14 protein-coding genes are annotated in these 16387 nt (G+C 65.3%); 2 read left to right on the forward strand and 12 right to left on the reverse strand.

Annotated elements, in window-relative coordinates; genetic code table 11:
- Positions 1-33 precede the first annotated feature (33 nt).
- The 4 genes from MBTS_RS03305 to MBTS_RS03320 all read right to left on the reverse strand — a co-directional run bounded on the left by MBTS_RS03305 (position 34) and on the right by MBTS_RS03320 (position 4447).
- Complete coding sequence (locus tag MBTS_RS03305; protein ID WP_192215070.1) at positions 34-774, reverse strand: SDR family oxidoreductase; 741 nt, start codon at positions 772-774, stop codon at positions 34-36.
- Between the two features lie 320 nt (positions 775-1094).
- The gene (locus tag MBTS_RS03310; RefSeq protein ID WP_192215071.1) at positions 1095-2906 is read right to left on the reverse strand and encodes a M10 family metallopeptidase; all 1812 of its coding nucleotides are present in this window, start codon (positions 2904-2906) and stop codon (positions 1095-1097) included.
- Between the two features lie 280 nt (positions 2907-3186).
- Positions 3187-3639, reverse strand: a complete 453-nt coding sequence (locus tag MBTS_RS03315) for a cupredoxin domain-containing protein (RefSeq protein WP_081612715.1) — start codon at positions 3637-3639, stop codon at positions 3187-3189.
- Between the two features lie 142 nt (positions 3640-3781).
- A complete protein-coding gene (locus MBTS_RS03320) occupies positions 3782-4447 on the reverse strand; it encodes an HAD family hydrolase (RefSeq protein WP_192215072.1) in 666 nt (221 codons plus the stop codon).
- A 281-nt stretch (positions 4448-4728) separates the two neighbouring features.
- Here MBTS_RS03320 and MBTS_RS03325 point away from each other — a divergent pair, with 281 nt between their 5' ends.
- Positions 4729-4938: a hypothetical protein gene (locus MBTS_RS03325; protein WP_018046052.1), complete on the forward strand. Its 210-nt coding sequence runs from the start codon at positions 4729-4731 to the stop codon at positions 4936-4938.
- Positions 4939-5141: 203 nt separating this feature from the next.
- Here MBTS_RS03325 and MBTS_RS03330 read toward each other — a convergent pair whose 3' ends face one another.
- The 7 genes from MBTS_RS03330 to MBTS_RS03360 all read right to left on the reverse strand — a co-directional run bounded on the left by MBTS_RS03330 (position 5142) and on the right by MBTS_RS03360 (position 13583).
- Complete coding sequence (locus tag MBTS_RS03330; protein WP_147830267.1) at positions 5142-5498, reverse strand: hypothetical protein; 357 nt, start codon at positions 5496-5498, stop codon at positions 5142-5144.
- A 500-nt stretch (positions 5499-5998) separates the two neighbouring features.
- Positions 5999-7615, reverse strand: coding sequence for an FAD-dependent oxidoreductase (locus tag MBTS_RS03335; protein WP_147830269.1), 1617 nt, complete (start codon positions 7613-7615; stop codon positions 5999-6001).
- Between the two features lie 151 nt (positions 7616-7766).
- Positions 7767-8771, reverse strand: coding sequence for an SLAC1 anion channel family protein (locus tag MBTS_RS03340; RefSeq protein ID WP_147830299.1), 1005 nt, complete (start codon positions 8769-8771; stop codon positions 7767-7769).
- 63 nt (positions 8772-8834) lie between these two features.
- Complete coding sequence (locus tag MBTS_RS03345; RefSeq protein WP_147830270.1) at positions 8835-11084, reverse strand: xanthine dehydrogenase family protein molybdopterin-binding subunit; 2250 nt, start codon at positions 11082-11084, stop codon at positions 8835-8837.
- Between the two features lie 15 nt (positions 11085-11099).
- Complete coding sequence (locus tag MBTS_RS03350; RefSeq protein WP_147830273.1) at positions 11100-11546, reverse strand: (2Fe-2S)-binding protein; 447 nt, start codon at positions 11544-11546, stop codon at positions 11100-11102.
- A gap of 104 nt (positions 11547-11650) precedes the next feature.
- Positions 11651-12598, reverse strand: a complete 948-nt coding sequence (locus MBTS_RS03355) for a GlxA family transcriptional regulator (protein ID WP_308444972.1) — start codon at positions 12596-12598, stop codon at positions 11651-11653.
- 190 nt (positions 12599-12788) lie between these two features.
- Positions 12789-13583: an SDR family NAD(P)-dependent oxidoreductase gene (locus MBTS_RS03360; protein WP_056147099.1), complete on the reverse strand. Its 795-nt coding sequence runs from the start codon at positions 13581-13583 to the stop codon at positions 12789-12791.
- Positions 13584-13702: 119 nt separating this feature from the next.
- Between MBTS_RS03360 and MBTS_RS03365 the strand changes: the two genes are divergently transcribed.
- A complete protein-coding gene (locus tag MBTS_RS03365; RefSeq protein WP_147830303.1) occupies positions 13703-14677 on the forward strand; it encodes a GlxA family transcriptional regulator in 975 nt (324 codons plus the stop codon).
- 718 nt (positions 14678-15395) lie between these two features.
- On the opposite strand, the gene MBTS_RS03375 is transcribed toward MBTS_RS03365, so the two are convergent.
- The gene (locus MBTS_RS03375; RefSeq protein WP_147830275.1) at positions 15396-16022 is read right to left on the reverse strand and encodes a hypothetical protein; all 627 of its coding nucleotides are present in this window, start codon (positions 16020-16022) and stop codon (positions 15396-15398) included.
- Between the last annotated feature and the right edge of the window lie 365 nt (positions 16023-16387).

Consider the following 16387-nt stretch of genomic DNA (forward strand, 5'->3'; position numbering starts at 1 on the left):
TCCCGCAATCGATGCAGAAGTGGGAAAGCACCGCTACTGCATCACCAATCCACCATCGACTGCGTACTGGCTACCGGTCACGTAGGACGCATCGTCGGACAAAAGGAACAGGGCAACGGCTGCGGCTTCGTCGGGTGTGCCGGCACGTCCGAGGGGGACTTGTCCGATCACGAACTGCTCGAAACCTCGTTTCGCCTCATCCGGTAGGAAGTGGCGGAAATTGGTGTCGATAGGCCCCGGCACGACGACGTTGACGCGGATGCCGCGCGGCGCGAGCGCGGTGGCCCATGATCGTGCCATCGCGACGAGAGCGCCTTTGGTCGCTGCGTAGAGGCCGGTCGCGGCGGCTCCCTCGTAGGTGGACGACGACGACGTGACGACGACCGACGCCCCCGCGTTCAAATGCGGAGAGAGAGCCGCGAGTTGAAGTACCGGCCCCCGGACATTCGCCGCCATAATGCGATCGAACGCATGGGCATCCACCTCCTCCGGAGCCCCGAGGGCGGCATGGCCGGCGTTCAGCCACAGACCATCCAGCCCGCCTGCGACCTGCGCGATCTCCGCCAGCGCAACGGCCGCAGTGGCGATGGCAGCATCATTCGCGATCGCTTGCCCCTTGGCGCCAAGAAGACGGCGCGCCTCGCGGATCCGAGCCTCGTTCAACCCGGTGACGATGACCTCGCCACCTTCTGAGACGATGCGCCTGGCACCTGCCAGCCCCATGCCGCTCGTTCCGCCCGTTATCAGGACGCGCTTGTCGTTGAATCTCGCCATTGATAAAATAGAGCCTGCCTGAGTTGCTTGTCCAAGTCTCTACCTCATCCTGAGGTGCCGCGTAGCGGCCTCGAAGGAGCCCTCCAGAGATCGCTTTGGTTTCTGGAGAGCTTCTTCGAGGCCCTTTGCTCAAGTAAAGGTCAATTCAGGATGAGGAGGTCTTATTTGGACGATCTGATTTGATAGAATCATACGCTGGGAAAATCAGATCAAGCAGGCTCTTAGCAGGCTGAATCGCCGCTGGCAGTCGCCGTGCGGCGACGCCCTTCTTCCGTGCCGGCCGCCCTGATCCTCGTCCCGAGGCAGGGCGGGCAGGAGCCTCAAACGAAGAACCCCGAATCGACCTGCGAGACGCGGATGTGGTCCAGTTCGACCGTTCCCCCGCCCGACAGGGCGAGCAGGGCATAGCCGTCGGAGGACTGGCCGAGGGAGTAGGTCTGGCCGGAGAGGTCGATCCGGTCTCCGCTCGAGGCGCTGAAATCGAACAGCCTGTCGTCGCCCGAATGGAGGCCGAACACGGTTCGGTCGGCGCCCGCGCCGAGGAACAACACATCGTCGCCGCGTCCCCCGGTCAGGACGTTGCTGCCCCGGCCGCCGATGAGAACGTCGTCGCCCCATCCACCATGGAGCGTGTCGTTGCCCGCGCCGCCATCGAGCCGGTCGTTGCCCTGGCCGCCGAGGAGCGTGTCCGCGCCGCCATTGCCATAGAGCCGGTCGTTTGCGGCACCGCCGTTCAGCACGTTGCCGCCCGCATTGCCCCGCAGGGCATTCGCCAGATCGTTGCCGGTGGCCCTGGCGGCGTCGCCCATGAGGATCAGGTGCTCGACATTCTCGCCGAGGGCGTAGGAGACGGTGCTGCGGACATAGTCGGTGCCCTGACCGGCCCTCTCCACCACCATGTCGCGCCCGTTATCGACGAGGTAGGTGTCGTTTCCGGCAAGGCCAAACATCTTGTCCGAGGAGAGACCGCCGTCGAGGCGGTTATCGGCCGTGTTGCCGACGATCCGGTCATGCCCCCGGCCGCCGATGGCGTTCTCGATCAGGGAGCGGAGATCGCCCTGGTGCAGGAGCGCGTTGGCGACGTTGCCGAGCGCGATCGCGTCGCCGCCGCTATAGGCCTGGTGGTTGACGAGTTGCGCGGTGGAGAAGGTCGAGAAGGCTCCCGGGCGCAGGTCCACGTCCAGGGCTGTCGCATAGTTGGAGAGATCGTAGGTGTCCCGGCCGTCGCCGTCCCAGACCGTCATCGAGATCTTGTTGGAGGTGGGAGCGCCCTGGCCGATGCCGTCGATGGACAGCTCGCCGGTCTTGGTGTCCCAGCGATAGGTCGTGTCGCCACTCTGGGTCTGGAAATTGGCGCCGTAGAGAAACTGCAGGGCCGCGATGTCGTCCTGCATGTAGGTCTGAGGCTGGTTGAACCCCTCGCCTTCGAACGAAACGCCGAGATTGGTCGGGTCGGACCGGTAGGTCATCAGCGACCAATCCTGCCCGTCCTTCTCCAGGGGAAGCGCCGCCGTGCCGTAGCGGGGCGGGCTGCCGGCGAGGCCGAGCTCGGCATTCAGGGGGGCGTCCGTATAATCCTGATGGCCATGCTTCAGGCCGAGCGCATGCCCGATCTCGTGCATGTTCGTCGCCTGCCCCCAGTTTCCGATCACCGGAACGCTGTAGAACGGCTGGTCGGTATAGGTGCCGAACCAGACATCCCCGGCCTGGAGATTGCTCGACGGAAAATTGGCATGGGCCGATCCTTCGTCAATCCAGGAGGTCTGGCTGAAACGCAGCTCGGCATGAACCGTGGCGGTCTCGGTGATCTCCTGGAAGGTCAGGTTGGTATAGGAAGAGACGAGGTCGAGGGTGTAGCGCGTCGCCTCCTGCTGCTGCGGATTGAAGGGCTGGTGATAGACGGGGTCGCCACTTTGGTACGGATCACTCTCGTAGCCGGACCCTTCGTAGAAGCTCCCGCTCGCCGGAAAGCTGTAGGTCAGCGTGCCGATCGTCCATTTCGAGCCGATCAGAACACCATCGATATGATCGTCGCCGGCGAAATGATACGTCCCGTCGCGGTCCTTAGACTGAAGCAGCAGGGCCGTCTTTCCGTCGCTGCGGCTGGCTTGTGCTGAACTCGGTACGGCCATCGTCTCGCGCCTTCACAATCGAGCATGATTGTCCGCGCCGTGATGGTCAGCCAGGGGGATGATTCGTATCGACGGCGCTCAGGACGAAGTTCATAGGGCCTGACCGCTTAAAGAGTGGGTTAAAAACTGCGACGATCGGGGCCGGCCCGACGGACCATGCGGGCCGATACCCGGCGGGTCGCCTGGCATTGGCGCGAAAACGGGACGCCAGCGCGAAAAACCCACGGCGTCCTGCCTCGAACGGCCGTGTCGCCCGGCTTTCGACAGGCCCGTCGCCCGGTCAGCCGGCGGGCGGAGTGAGGATCAGCTTGCCGACGAAGGGGGCATCGGCATTGCGGGTGCTGGTGCAGCCATAGGCCGTCTCGCCCGCCTTCATCGTCCGCAGCCGCAGGACGCCCTTGCCGTTCTGCTTCACGGTGTAGCCCTTCTCGCTCATGACATGGACGAGATCGCCATCCGCGTGCAGCACCTTCGCGTTCTCGAACTGGCCCTCGGCGGTGATGGTCACAGGGGCGTTCGCCGTGCTCACGATATGGAGCTCCACATTCGTATCGGCGGGCAACCTCAGCTCGGCCGGTGCGCAGACGGGCTTGCCGTTCTCGAGTGTCACCGTCAGTTCAACCGGCGGCATCGCATCGCTTGCCGGTGGCGCCAGAGGCTTGCTCTGAGAGTAAGCAGGGCCTGCGATGAGTGCAGCCACCATGACGGCAAGGCTTCGACGAATCGTCATCATCGTTGTCGGCTCCGATTGCTTCGCATCCCGGCGGTGCGCGGTGTCGCTCTGACAAGAACGACCACCCGTCCCTGTTCCGGGCTGCGACGAAGCGAGCCCCCTCCCCGGCGCTCCCACCGGGCCTCGGCCCGATGAGCGCATGTCAGCCGGCGGCGAGGGGCGAGCGATCGAAACCGTCGAGGAGATCCTGCGGGTCGCGGTAGAGGGCGATGCAGCCGGCCCTCGAAAGGTCCGCCGCCGGGACGCCGCCGCACAGGACGCCGATGGTCGACAGGCCGGCCTTGGCGGCGGCCTCCGCGTCGTAGGGGGTATCGCCGACCACGAGGATGGAGCTTGCCTTCAGGGGCGCGAGTTTCTTCAAAGCCGCCTCGAAGATGTCGGGATGGGGTTTGGAGCGTTCCGCGTCGTCCGATGTGGTCACCACGTCGACGAGATCGGCGATGCCCAGGATCTCCTGGTAATGCTCGACTTCGTCCTTCTTGCCCGACGACCCCAGGGCGATCCGCATGTCCGCCGCCCCGATCCGCTCGAACAGGGCGCGCACCCCGGGGAACGGCCGCACCCGGTCGAGGTAGTCGCGCTTGAACAGGTCGGAGCGGTAGGCCTCGATGGTCTTGCCCTCGCGCTCCACGCGCTCCGGCGGCAGGAACACCGGCATGAGTTCATCGCCGCCTTTGCCGATCTGGCGCCGGACCGCGACGAAATCGGCCTCTACCCCGAAATGGGCGAAGGCCTCGACCCAGGCCTTGGCATGGAGATCCACGCTGTCGAGCAGCGTGCCGTCGATGTCGAAGATCACTGCGCGCATGTGAGGCCCTCCCGCGCCGACAACCATCTTGGGGAATGCGCCGTTCCGCGATGCGGATGCCACGGACCGAGGGATGGCGGTCGAAGAGGGGGTCGCGTGGCGGTCGAAACGGGGGGTGCGTGGCGGTACCGGGCGGATCGCCGTTGCTGTCCGGACCCCGCTCAGGGTGTGGCGGCGTGCCGCCTCGAGACGCCAATAAGCATTATCATGCTATATTTTTCCTCGCTCAGGCCAGGTGTATGGCACTTTTTTGCTTTATCTCACGGAGCGCCGTTTGCCCGATGATGAGCCACCGCTGTCTCGACCCCCACGATTCCTACGCACAGGCGGAGGTGTTGGTCACGTTCGAGGGGGTATTCCCGGACGTCCATCTCCTCTCGGCCATCGACGGCGAAGGTGACGACATCCTTCCGGACCTGATCGACGAGCAGAGGCGCGACCTGATCCAAGAGATCGCCGAGTTCCACTACGGAGCGCGGTCGGCAGCGTGACCAACGATCGCCGCAAGACCTTCGACGACGCTGCCTTGCCCTCGGCGCCGTCCTCACGTTCTGTCGCGCATCGCCTCCAGAGCGCCACCACCTCCTGCGGCGCTCAAGGGGCGGGCTTCACCCAGCCGGCGCCGAGCGCCAAAACCTGTTACGTTTCAAAGTCTTGAGTGAGTTCGAGCGTCGGCTCGCCGATGCGGACCGGCTCAGCTCTTCGTCCCCTGGAAGGGACGAAACAACCAGGCGAGGCGCTTGGCATCGGCCTCTTCGCCCTCGGCAGGCTCGGTCGGCGCCTCTTCGGCCCCGGCCCCGGCCAGCTTCCCGGCATCCTCGTCTTCCAGCGTCTCGACCATCTGTTCGAGCAGCGGCGGCAGCCTGACCTCGTACTTTTCGAGAATGATGGCCGCGTCCAGCAAGGCGTGAATGTGAGCTTTTGGAATGGGTTGGCTGGCGATCTGCGCGCTGAGGACGCGGTCCGCCAGAAGGCTCGCGAGGCGTGACACCTCGGACAGCCGCCCGGCGGGGTCCGCGGCGGCGGAGGACGGCTCCGGGCTCTCGGTCATGACAAATGTTCCTCCCCCACCAAGTGCTTACCCCATTAACCGCCATCCCCCTACATGCGCCAGACGCTTCGTTGTCCCGGCGGACGAACCACCGTGCCGGCGGCCTCGAAGCTCCATTATTTTGGGCATCGGCCTGCGCGGCCGGGGCCGCGGCCCGAACCGCGCCACCCTCGTTTCTCAGGCCGCCCGTTGTGATAGGGGTTATTTCGCCCGCCGTGGTGGATGCCGGTGCGATAGCGTATAAGCGAAGATGATGTTTCTGAGTGCCTGATATTGACCGAGTTCGAGAGCGTAAGCCGTCGCATACGCCACTCGATAGCAGACCTAAAACTCGGGCTAGGCTGGGCGTTGGATAGTGACCCTTTGCGGAAGCTGGGAAGGTCCGCTTCAGGGCTGTCCTCAAAACGGGACGAGGACCAGGATGGGTGGGTTCCTGCCTGTCCGCTTTCGGACGAGAGATCATAGAAGCTGACGTGCATTCATGTGTGGCTTCAAGGCGATCACGCGTGGACATAGTCCCAAACCTTGGCGATCACGACCGACCCCTCGCCCACCGAGGATGCGACGCGTTTGACCGAATTGGCGCGCACATCGCCCACCGCAAAGATGCCGGGCTGCGACGTCGCGTAAGGCGAGGTTTCGCCGATCGCCTCCCCGGTCAGCACGAACCCGTTGGCATCGAGCTTGGCCAGGCCGGAAAGCCAGCCAGTATTTGGCGCGGCGCCAACCATCACGAACAGTGCACAGGTCGAGACCCTGCGCAGGGTGCCGTCGGCGACAGTCCGGACCGTCACCGCTTCGAGATGATCCGCACCCTGCAGGGCGGTCACCTCCGCCCCGTACTCGATCGTGATTGCGGGATCCGCCTCCAGGCGGTTGGACAGGTAGCTGGACATTGAGGTGGCGAGGGATTGTCCGCGCACCAGGAGGCGCACATGGCCCGCCGAGCGGCTGAGGAACATTGCCGCCTGCCCGGCCGAGTTGCCGCCGCCGATGACGATCGTCTCGGTGTTCCCGCAGTAGCGCGCCTCGATTTCCGTCGCGGCGTAATAGATGCCCGCGCCCTCGAAGGCTTCGAGGCGGTCGATGGGCAAACGCCGGTACTGCACGCCCGTCGCGGCGATGACCGCGCGCCCGCGAACCCGCTGGTCGTTGTCGAATGTCGCGCAGAAGGCATCGTCTTCGAGCCGCTCCAGCTTCACCACCCGACGCGGCATCGCGAACCGCGTCCCGAACTTCATCGCCTGGACCTCGCCGCGCCAGACCAGGTCGGCGCCGGAGATGCCGGTCGGGAAGCCCATATAGTTCTCGATGCGGCTTGACGTGCCGGCTTGGCCGCCGACTGCCAGGTCCTCGATAACCAGAGCTCGGAGCCCCTCCGCCCCGGCATAGACGCCGGCCGCCACGCCGGCGGGGCCGCCGCCGACGATGAGCACGTCGAAGGCCTCGTCGTCGACGAGGTTGTAGTTCAGGCCGAGCAGCTGCGCGATCTTGTCGGGGGTCGGATCCGTCACGACGACGTCCCGGCCGAAGATAACGGCCGGCCGACCGGAGGAAATCGCACAGCTTTCCGCGATGGCTCCCGCTTCCGGGGTGCCAAGCGCGTAGGATCGGTAAGGGAAGCGGTTACGGCTTGCGAATTCCGCGATCCGCCGGACGGCCCTGTCGTCGTCCTCGCCGATCAGGACCAGCGTACCGTCGCGCGAATCGAGCTGCCGCCGCCGCCGAGCCGCCAGCACCGTGATGACGATGTCCGACATTTCGGGGATTTCGGACATCAGTCGCAGCATGTCGGCCCGCGGCACCTCGATGACGCGTGTGTCGATGACCGCCCGCATGGGCATCGACCAGTTGCCGCCGTTCAGGATCGAGATTTCTCCCATGAACTGCGTCGGCCCGAGGGTCGAGGGAAGATGGCGCTCATCGGTGAAGGGGTTCACCACTTCGATCTCGCCCTCGATGACGTAGACGAAGCGGTCGGCCGGCTCGCCGGCGCGGGCGAGGAACGTCCCGGTTAGGTAGAGCCGCTCGGCGCCGAGGGTCCGGAGCGCGGCGACATGCGCGGCGGCCAGGGGTACGCGCTGCATCTCGCGAAGGTCGCGGCCGATGGTTTCCATGTCTTCCCCCATCGTACGATCGGAAGCAGAATCGATCGCGCATCTTCGTCCGGCAAGACGTGCGATCTTGCGACGGGTACCACACCGGTCCGCCTGCGCATCGGCCCTCGAACAGTCTCCTCCGCGTTTGCCGGCCGACGGAGTACGTACATCAACCGGCGAGTTGACGGAGTTCGCCCCGGGCAATGCCGACGAGTGTGCGCATCGCGAGACCGGCGACGATCACCGTGGCAAGGCCGAGCAGCAGCAGCGCCAGCGCATCCGCGGCGATTGCCTGAGCATGCCCCGCATAACGTAACGCTGCTACCGCCATGGCGGCGATCGGGAAGCTCACAGCCCACCACGAGATCCGGAACGGGCAGCACCGCGGCAGATCGCGCAGTCGGCCCACAAGTACGGCAAAGACGAACAGGGCGATGAGGAAAAGTGCCTCCGCGAAAGCGTCGACCCGGCCGAACGTCGCGACATAGCTAGAGAAACCGACCGCGAAGGGGGCCACGAGGATCATCAGAGTGGGCCGCTGGGCCGGGACCAGGGGCTCCTCGAACACCAGTCGCGCAAAAACCAGGGTGAAGAGGGGGACAGCAAAGAACAACCCGATGCTCAATGAGAACATCATCAGGGTCTGGGTATGCGGCAGTCCGAGCGCCGGCCCCGCCAGTGGCACGTCGAGAAGGCCGACCACCGGCACGATCCAGGCCGGCGTCGCGTGAGCGAGCTGGTGCCGGCTGCCCATCCAGCGGCTGACGATTAGGAAGGCGAACAGGATCATCCCGCCGGCGCCGAGTATCCAGGCCGCCGCCGCCAGGAACGGGCTGAGTGGCTGGAGCACGAGGGGTAGCAGGAGCAGGCTGATCAGCACCGTCCCGAAGAGGTTCCCGGCGATCGGGTGCCGGAACTCGCTCTGGACGCTCGTCCACGCGGTCACCGCCTTGGCGCCGTAAGCCACTGCCAGGAGGCCGAATACGGCGAGCGCGCTCCAGCCGATCCCATCGCCGATGACCCGGGGCAGACCATACCGGGCGCTTGCCAGCCGCCATCCGATGCTGAGCCCCGTCAGTCCCATCACGGAACCGAACAAGCTCACCGGCAGGTAATCGAACGGAGGTTTGCGCGCCGCGGAGGCAAGCCGCAGGTCGTCTGCGGCAACAGGCATTGTCATCGCCGCGCTTTCTCCATGCAGGCCCCCGGGGTGACATCCGACGTGAAGCGATCGGGATCAGGCACCGGACAACCGGGATTTCGCGAGTGGCAGGCTGCGGATGCGCTGCCCCGTCAGCATCGCGACGGCGTTGACCACGGCCGGGGGTACGCCGGGCAGCCCCGGTTCGCCGACCCCACCCATCGGCGCCCCGCTTTCGACGATGGCGACATGGACGCGCGGCATGCGCTCGCGGTCGAGGATGGGATAGGCATCGAAGTTGCGCGCCTGACGCTGCCCGTCCTCGTAGACGACCTGCTCCAGGAGCGTCGAGGAAAGCCCGAGGGCGGCCGCGCCCTCCACCTGCCGCTTAACGATGGCGGGGTTGACCACGCTGCCGGGATCAATGGCGATCCAGAGGTCATGCACCCGCGCTTCACCGTCCTTCAGCGAGACTTCGGCAATGGTCGCCGTCTCGGAACCAAAGGGCGATGCCATGGAGACACCGCGCGCCCGACGCGTCCCGTCCGCCGCCTGGAACGTCCCGCCCTTCCAGCCACCGGCCAGATCGGCGACGGCCCGAAGAAGGGTCCGGTGGCGTGGACTGTCCTTCAGAAGCGCCATGCGGAGCGCGAACGGGTCTTTGGCTCCGGCAGCCGCAATCTCGTCGAGGAAGCTTTCGTAGAAAAAGTCGTTCATTGAATGACCGACCGAGCGCCAGAAGGCGATCGTGACCGGGTGCGGCACCTTTACATAATCGAGGCGCCGGTTGGGAATGGCGTATGGTTTCTTGTCCAGACCTTCCACGACAGACGAATCCACCGGCGACTTGAACAGGGAACCGAACCAGCGTCCGATAGGCCCTTCGCCCACCGCCGTCGTTTGCAGAGCTACAGGCATCCCGTCGCTGCCGAGAGCCGCGCGGAATCGGGCGAAGCTCAAGGGACGCACCGCATCCATGCCGAACTCCTCCTCTCGCGACCACAGCACCCGAACCGGGCACCCGGTCGCCTTGGCCAGTAGGATCGCCTGTGGAAACGGATTTGCGGGCCCGTAGTAGAAATGGCGCCCGAAGAAACCGCCGAGCATCGGCGAGTGGATGCGCACCTGCGCCGGCTGAACTCCCGCCGTTCCGGCCGCGACCTGTTGGAAGAGTTCCGGCATCTGGTTGGGCAGCCATAGGTCGAGGCTGCCATCCGCCTCGAACCGGGCGATGGCCGAGGGGGGCTCAAGCTGGGCATGCGCGAGGTAGGGCGCATCATATTCCGCCTCGATGACCTTCGCTGCCGAAGCGAAGGCGCCCGTCACATCGCCGTCCTGCTCGGCGGCGATGCCGGGCTCTGTCGTGGATTTCAGGGCTGCGAGCATTGCAGCCGACGAGAAGGATTGAGAGACCGTGGCAATCCCGTCCCGAGCGGGGCTCGTCCAGGTCACCTGCAACGCCTCCGCGCCCTTGCGTGCCCGCCACCAGGAGTCCGCCACGACTGCCACCGCGCCGGGCAGGCGATGAACCGAGTCGATGCCGGGCATCGCACGGATGTCGCCCTCGTTGGCGATGGTCTCGGGCTCCGTACCGAGATGCGGAGCGTGCTGGATCGCCGCGTGGAGCATCCCGTCGAGGCGGATGTCGATCGCGTAGACCGCCCGGCCGGTGGATTTGTCCCGCATATCGAGCCGCGCGACCGGCTTGCCGATCCATCGGAAGCTCTCGGGGTCCTTAAGCGCTACGTCGTCCCGTGGCTGGAGGGCGAGCGCGGCGGAGGCGAGTTCGCCGTAGCCGAGCGACCGACCGGAGGCGGCGTGGATCACCCGGCCGTCATCGGTGGCGAGTTGACCCTGCGGGACGCCGAGCTTGGCCGCCGCGGAACGCAGCATCATCTCGCGGGCCGTGGCGCCCAGGCGCCGCATGGCCGCGTAGCTGGAACGGGTCGAAAAGCTTCCCCCCGTCATGCGCAAACCGTTGACGACGGCGTAATCGGGGCCGGGTGGCGCGCATTCGACGGCAAAGCGCGCCGGGTCGAGGTCGAACTCCTCGCCGATGGTCTGAGCCAGGCCGGTATTGATGCCTTGGCCGCCCTCCACGAAGGGGCTCAACAGGCGCACCGTACCGTCAGGCCGCATCTCCAGAAAGGCCGCGACCCGCGTGCCGGGCTTGGGCGCGATGGCGGCCGCACCCTCGGGCCGCTCCCCGGCCCCCACGGGGTCGGGACCAAGGTCGACGCCGAGCACGAGTGCACCGGTGGCGGCACTGAGAAAGTTTCGCCGCGACAGGTTGCGGATAGGCTCGCGGCGGCCAGCGGTCGGCCACGAGGGCGTGAGATGGTTCATGGTGCCATCCCCCACTTAGGCCGCGGCCTGCCGCACAGCGGCGGCAATGGCATTATAGGTGCCGCAGCGGCAGAGATTGGTCATCGCCGAAGCGATATCGTCCTCGGTCGGTTTCGGTGTCCCCTTTAGGAGGCCGGTCGCCGCCATGACCTGGCCCGACTGGCAGTAGCCGCATTGCGGCACCTCGATGCCGATCCAGGCCGCGACGACCTTGGCGCCCACGGGATCCTGCTCGATCGCCTCGATGGTGGTGATGCTCTGCGTCCCGACGCTTTCCAGCGGGATCTGACAGGAGCGCGTCGTTTGTCCGTCGAGGAGGACCGTACAGGCTCCGCACTGACCGATGCCGCAGCCGTACTTGGTGCCGCTTAATCCGAGGGTGTCGCGCAGGACGAAAAGCAACGGCGTCTCGGGCTCGGCTTCGACAGCATGTGGGCGGCCATTGACCGTTAGCTTCACCATGGCCGCTTCACTCCGAAAGGTTCGCTCGACACTGCATCATGTATAAATCTGACTAGCACCGTCGCAAACGTCATAAACGCAGCGTTTTCGGACATGCAGCGGCTTCACGCGGCGTGCTTGTCTCGCAGCAGACTCTGCCGAATCTCCTGCGGGGTCTGCCCGTAGACCCGCAGGAAGGCACGGCGCATCCGCTCCCTGTCGGCAAAACCGGATTCCGCGGCGACCACATCGAGGGAGTGCCGGCTCCGCACCAGCAGAACCCGAGCGGCATCGGCACGCAGGCGCTCGATGACCTTGGCCGGCGACAGGCCGAACTCCGCCTGGACCGCTCGGTTGAACTGCCGGGGCGAGAGGCGGGCGGCATCGGCGAAGCGGGCCACGCTTAGCGGTTCTCGCAGATGGCCGCGCGCGAACAAAAAGGCCCGCTGAATCCGATCGGATTTGGGCTCCAAGTCTAGGAGATTGGAAGCCTGTGGCTGACCGCCGGAGCGCCGGCGATCGAGGAGCATCCGGCGGGCGACCTCGCGGGCCGCCACCGGCCCGAGGTCGTCTTCGACCAAAGCTAGGGCCATGTCGATGGAGGCCGTCATGCCGGCCGAGGTCCAAATCGCCCCATCCCGAACGTAGAGCTGGTCGGTCTCCACCCGTAGGTGGGGAAAGCGCAACGCCAGTTCCGCATTGTCGCGCCAATGGGCCGTCACCCGACGGCCCGCAAGAAGGCCCGCCTCCGCCAGCACGAAGCTGCCACGGCAGAAGGATGCGACACGCCGCGCCTGCCCGGCTACCCGGCACACGAACCCGAGGAGGATCGCTGAACCCGCCCCCGCGCCCGTGGAGGCTCCGACGATGAAGGTGTCAAACGCCGCCTCACCGGGCGTTTCGGTCATCACGGCAAAGCCCGCATTCGTCTGAACCGGACCGCCCGCTTCAGAGATGAGATGCAGGTCGTAGACGGGTTCGCCGGCAACGTTGTTCGCGACCTGGAACACCGCCATGGCCGAGAGCGACATCAGCTTCAGCTCTGGGATCGCTAGAACGCCGATGGTCAGCACGGCCTTCTCCCTGCGTCGAGTTTCACAGAAGTATTCAGTGAGATTAACAGATTTCGTAGAGGCAGTCTTCGATTCGGGACAGAGACCAGCTTCGCGACAAAGATCTCGGCTGCCCCGCGTTGGCGGGCCGACTTGAACCTGCTGCGCTCGGGGCCGCGAAGTCCAGGTCGGCCATTCGGCGTAAGGCGGCTCAACTGGCCCGATAACGGTCGGCCACCACGGCGCTCGACAGGTGTGGCAGCATCGCTTGGCGAGCGGCCTCCCAGGTCTCCCATTCGGCCCCCTCCATCAGCGATGGAACAGTGGCGAACTCGCCCCGGTCGAGGCCGACTAGCGCCGCGTCCACGAGATCGGCCGCAGACATGACCCACCCCTCGGGAAGGTTGCTGGACGGCAGCCCGGCGATGTCCCAGAACTCCGTGCCGGTCGCCCCCGGAAGGACGACCTGCACGGCCACCCCAGTGCCGGCGAGTTCCTTGAGCAGTGACTGACTGAAGGCGAGGACGAAGGATTTCGTGCCGCCATAAACGCCGTTGAGGACCTCCGGGCCAATGGCGACGATCGAGGCGATATTGATGATCGTGCCGCTGCCGCGCGCTGTGAAACGTGGCACGGCCGCGTAGGTCAGACGCATCGGGGCCGTGACGTTGATCGCAATCATCTGCTCCATCTCGTCCACTGAGGCGGACGCCAGGGGCGCGGCGCTGCCGAAGCCGGCATTGTTGACCAGATGAGTGATGCTCGCATCTGTCTTCAGGATCGCTTCGACTTCTCGGCGTCCCTCCGCGCCCGCCAAGTCGGCCGCGACGACTCGGACCGTGATTCCATGGCGACCCGACAGTGTGTCCGCGACCGCATCGAGCCTCGCCCTGTTGCGTGCGACTAGGATGAGATCGTGGCCGCGCGCAGCGAAGCGGTCGGCGTAGACCGCACCGATGCCCGAGGAGGCTCCGGTGATGAGCACGGTTCCGGGCTGGTTACTCATGGTCCTAGTCCTTCGTAATACGCCGCTGGCTGTTTGCGACGGCACAACACTACGACTGGACGGCGATGTCTGAAATGACGTAAAAGCGTCAATTCAGGACATGAACGGTGGTGGTTTCGTTGCCAGAGGTCGGCTTCATTCTTGAGGACGGGTTCCAAGTCATGGGACTGGCCGCGCTATCGGCCTTCGAGTTCACCAACGTGGAACTCGGATACGAGGCCTACCGCCTGACAGTGATGTCCGAGTGTGGTGGAACGATCCGGTCGTCGCTGGGCATCCGAGTCGAGACGGTTCCTCTCACCGTCGCACCGGACACCTTGATGGTCGTCGGCGAGCTGCTTCCCCGCCCCATCACGCCTTCCCTGCGCAGCTACATCGCCGAGGCGGGTCAGACGTCCCGACGCGTCGCGGGACTGTGCACAGGAGCATTCGCGTTGGCCGAGGCGGGATTGCTCGACGGCCGTTCCGCGACCACGCATTGGGCCCATGCCAGGGACTTACAGGCCCGGTTTCCCCGCGTCCGCGTCGACGAAGACCGCATCTTCGTCTCCGACGGACCCATCTGGACATCCGCCGGGATGAGCGCGGCCATCGACCTGACACTCGCCCTGATCGAAGACGATCACGGCGCGGACCTGTCGCGGATGGTGGCGCGCAAGCTCGTCGTCTACCACCGCCGCCCGGGCGGCCAGTCCCAGTTCTCGGCGCTCCTCGAATTGGAGCCCCGCTCCGGCCGCGTCCGCCGCGCGCTCGTTTACGCCCGAGAGCATCTGGCCAATCCGCTGACCGTCGAGGAGCTCGCTGACGCCGCGAGCTTAAGTCCCCGACAATTCAGCAGGATCTTTCGCGAGGAGACCGGACAGTCCCCGGCCAAGGCCGTAGAGCGTCTCCGCCTGGAGGCTGCGCAACGCATGCTCGAAGACGGACGCCATGCGATGGATGTCGTTGCCCGCGACACAGGCTTTGCCGATCGCAATCGGATGCGGCGGGCTTTCCTGCGCATGTTCGGTCAAACACCGCAGAGCTTGCGTCGCGGCACGCGCGTCATAGAGCCGTCCTATACAAACTTACAGGCAACCAAGATAACGGAATGAGCGGCCAAGTGGTGTCTTGTTTTGAATTTGGCTTCGATCATTCGACTGCAGTCTCAGGCTCGGATGGTGGTCGAATTTGAAACGGCGAGAGGAACCACAAAAAGGCTTTGCTCGGGCTGGGAGTGTGCCAATAGCCCTCCCACTTCGCTGCGTTGCCGTGGCTTGACACTGCCATGGAGCATTGGGCAAGCCGAAGGCCAGATTACGCGTCTCAAGCTCTTGAAGCGCGCAATGTACGGCCGCGCCAATCTCGATCTCCTACGACGACGGTTCCTCCTCGCAGCCTAATTGACCAAACTCGGCAAAGAGCCGCAAACTGGTCCACTCTGAGCGCCAGTTTTTCGGGTATCCTGAACCCTGAAGGAGGGGGGATACCATGCCTCGCAAACGCTTCACGAATGAGCGGTCCGAGGCCCCCGGTCCCGAAAAGAAGCGCGCTGGTCGTTCGCGCAAGGCTGTCGCTGCCTGAGTGAGCCCTGGACGGCACTGTTCGCGGTCTAGGCCGATTGTGAAGTGGGAAGGCGAGCTTAGCCCCGCCGCCCCAATCTGATCACGAGGCCGGCGGGGTGGGTCGTCCATTTCACGTGTGAGCCGGTACGCAACTTGGCTCACCGGCAGAATAGGCGGCAGCGATGCGTGAGACGGCGGGTTCGCTTGGCCAGCCATCCCGGCCGACGCGCTTCATGCCCATTCTGTTAGACGCTAGTAGCCTAAGACCTCAGCGACCCGGCGCCGTACCAGGTGCTCCGGGGGCTCCGCCCGGTGTCGCCATGGCGGTGTAGCCCGAAGGAACCTTCAGCCGCGCCGCCTCTACCGGGCCGTAGGCTACCTGTGTCGCTTCCATGACCGTTGTCGGTGTACCGCCCGGTGGCGTGGTCGTCGTCCGCAGCAGAACCCCATCCTCCGTGATGCAAGACGTCCCCCGCCCCGGCCCGGCGGCCACCTCCCACTCCGTGCACGCTGTGCCGGCTACCGTGGCCGTCCCTTTGCGCGTGAAAGTCGCCCCCGGTGGCACGCCTTGCGTCATAGCCGCCACCGTCGCCGGTGGCATCGCCATCGTTGCCCGCTGTGCGTCCATCACCATCACGGCTGTGTTCGCCTTCCGGTCTACCAGCATCCATCCCATCCCGCCGGGCGGGTCGATCCGCTGCTTGCCGTCGCTGGCCGAGAACGCCATCTGCATCCCCTGCGGCGGTGCTGCCGTCCCTGGTACGCCGGCCATGCCCGGGGCGTTCATGCGGTAGGTGACCGTGACGTCGCGCGTTGGTTGCAGATTCGCCGGTTGGGCGAGGGCGGGCTGCGCGACAAGCGCAAGGGAGGCCATTGCGGTTAGAAGACGAATCATGAGGTTCCTTTCTGCTTCGAAGGCGCGGAAACTGGCCCGATCAGCCAAGCTTGTCCATGGGTTGGCATTCCCGGATGGTAGCGCTCATCAGCATGCGCACGATGGCAATGCACTTCTCGGCACATCCGTTCGTCGGGCGAGGTACTAACGCGTCGAGGCTTCCATGGCTCTCCGGTTGCCTGCTGTCGGCCAACCGGCAACCCTGCCCCGGCGTCGCATCGCCCCCAAGCGCGCTCATCGCCGGCATTTATAGCGCGCCATAGTCACACTATATCAGGTGATATGTGGCGACATATTTCAACGAACATCCGATATCATCAGTAATTACAAGAAAAAAACGATCTTCGAATAAAAATTTATCATTC

Origin of the sequence: Methylobacterium bullatum (assembly GCF_014845095.1) — a bacterium.
In the GTDB taxonomy this organism is placed as follows: domain Bacteria; phylum Pseudomonadota; class Alphaproteobacteria; order Rhizobiales; family Beijerinckiaceae; genus Methylobacterium; species Methylobacterium bullatum.

What these genes read in the sequence shown, in the direction of transcription:
- MBTS_RS03305 (WP_192215070.1), bottom strand. Translation starts at nt 774, where the DNA reads ATGGCGAGATTCAACGACAAGCGCGTCCTGATAACGGGCGGAACGAGC.
- MBTS_RS03310 (WP_192215071.1), bottom strand. Translation starts at nt 2,906, where the DNA reads ATGGCCGTACCGAGTTCAGCACAAGCCAGCCGCAGCGACGGAAAGACG.
- MBTS_RS03315 (WP_081612715.1), bottom strand. Translation starts at nt 3,639, where the DNA reads ATGATGACGATTCGTCGAAGCCTTGCCGTCATGGTGGCTGCACTCATC.
- MBTS_RS03320 (WP_192215072.1), bottom strand. Translation starts at nt 4,447, where the DNA reads ATGCGCGCAGTGATCTTCGACATCGACGGCACGCTGCTCGACAGCGTG.
- MBTS_RS03325 (WP_018046052.1), top strand. Translation starts at nt 4,729, where the DNA reads ATGATGAGCCACCGCTGTCTCGACCCCCACGATTCCTACGCACAGGCG.
- MBTS_RS03330 (WP_147830267.1), bottom strand. Translation starts at nt 5,498, where the DNA reads ATGACCGAGAGCCCGGAGCCGTCCTCCGCCGCCGCGGACCCCGCCGGG.
- MBTS_RS03335 (WP_147830269.1), bottom strand. Translation starts at nt 7,615, where the DNA reads ATGGAAACCATCGGCCGCGACCTTCGCGAGATGCAGCGCGTACCCCTG.
- MBTS_RS03340 (WP_147830299.1), bottom strand. Translation starts at nt 8,771, where the DNA reads ATGCCTGTTGCCGCAGACGACCTGCGGCTTGCCTCCGCGGCGCGCAAA.
- MBTS_RS03345 (WP_147830270.1), bottom strand. Translation starts at nt 11,084, where the DNA reads ATGAACCATCTCACGCCCTCGTGGCCGACCGCTGGCCGCCGCGAGCCT.
- MBTS_RS03350 (WP_147830273.1), bottom strand. Translation starts at nt 11,546, where the DNA reads ATGGTGAAGCTAACGGTCAATGGCCGCCCACATGCTGTCGAAGCCGAG.
- MBTS_RS03360 (WP_056147099.1), bottom strand. Translation starts at nt 13,583, where the DNA reads ATGAGTAACCAGCCCGGAACCGTGCTCATCACCGGAGCCTCCTCGGGC.
- MBTS_RS03375 (WP_147830275.1), bottom strand. Translation starts at nt 16,022, where the DNA reads ATGATTCGTCTTCTAACCGCAATGGCCTCCCTTGCGCTTGTCGCGCAG.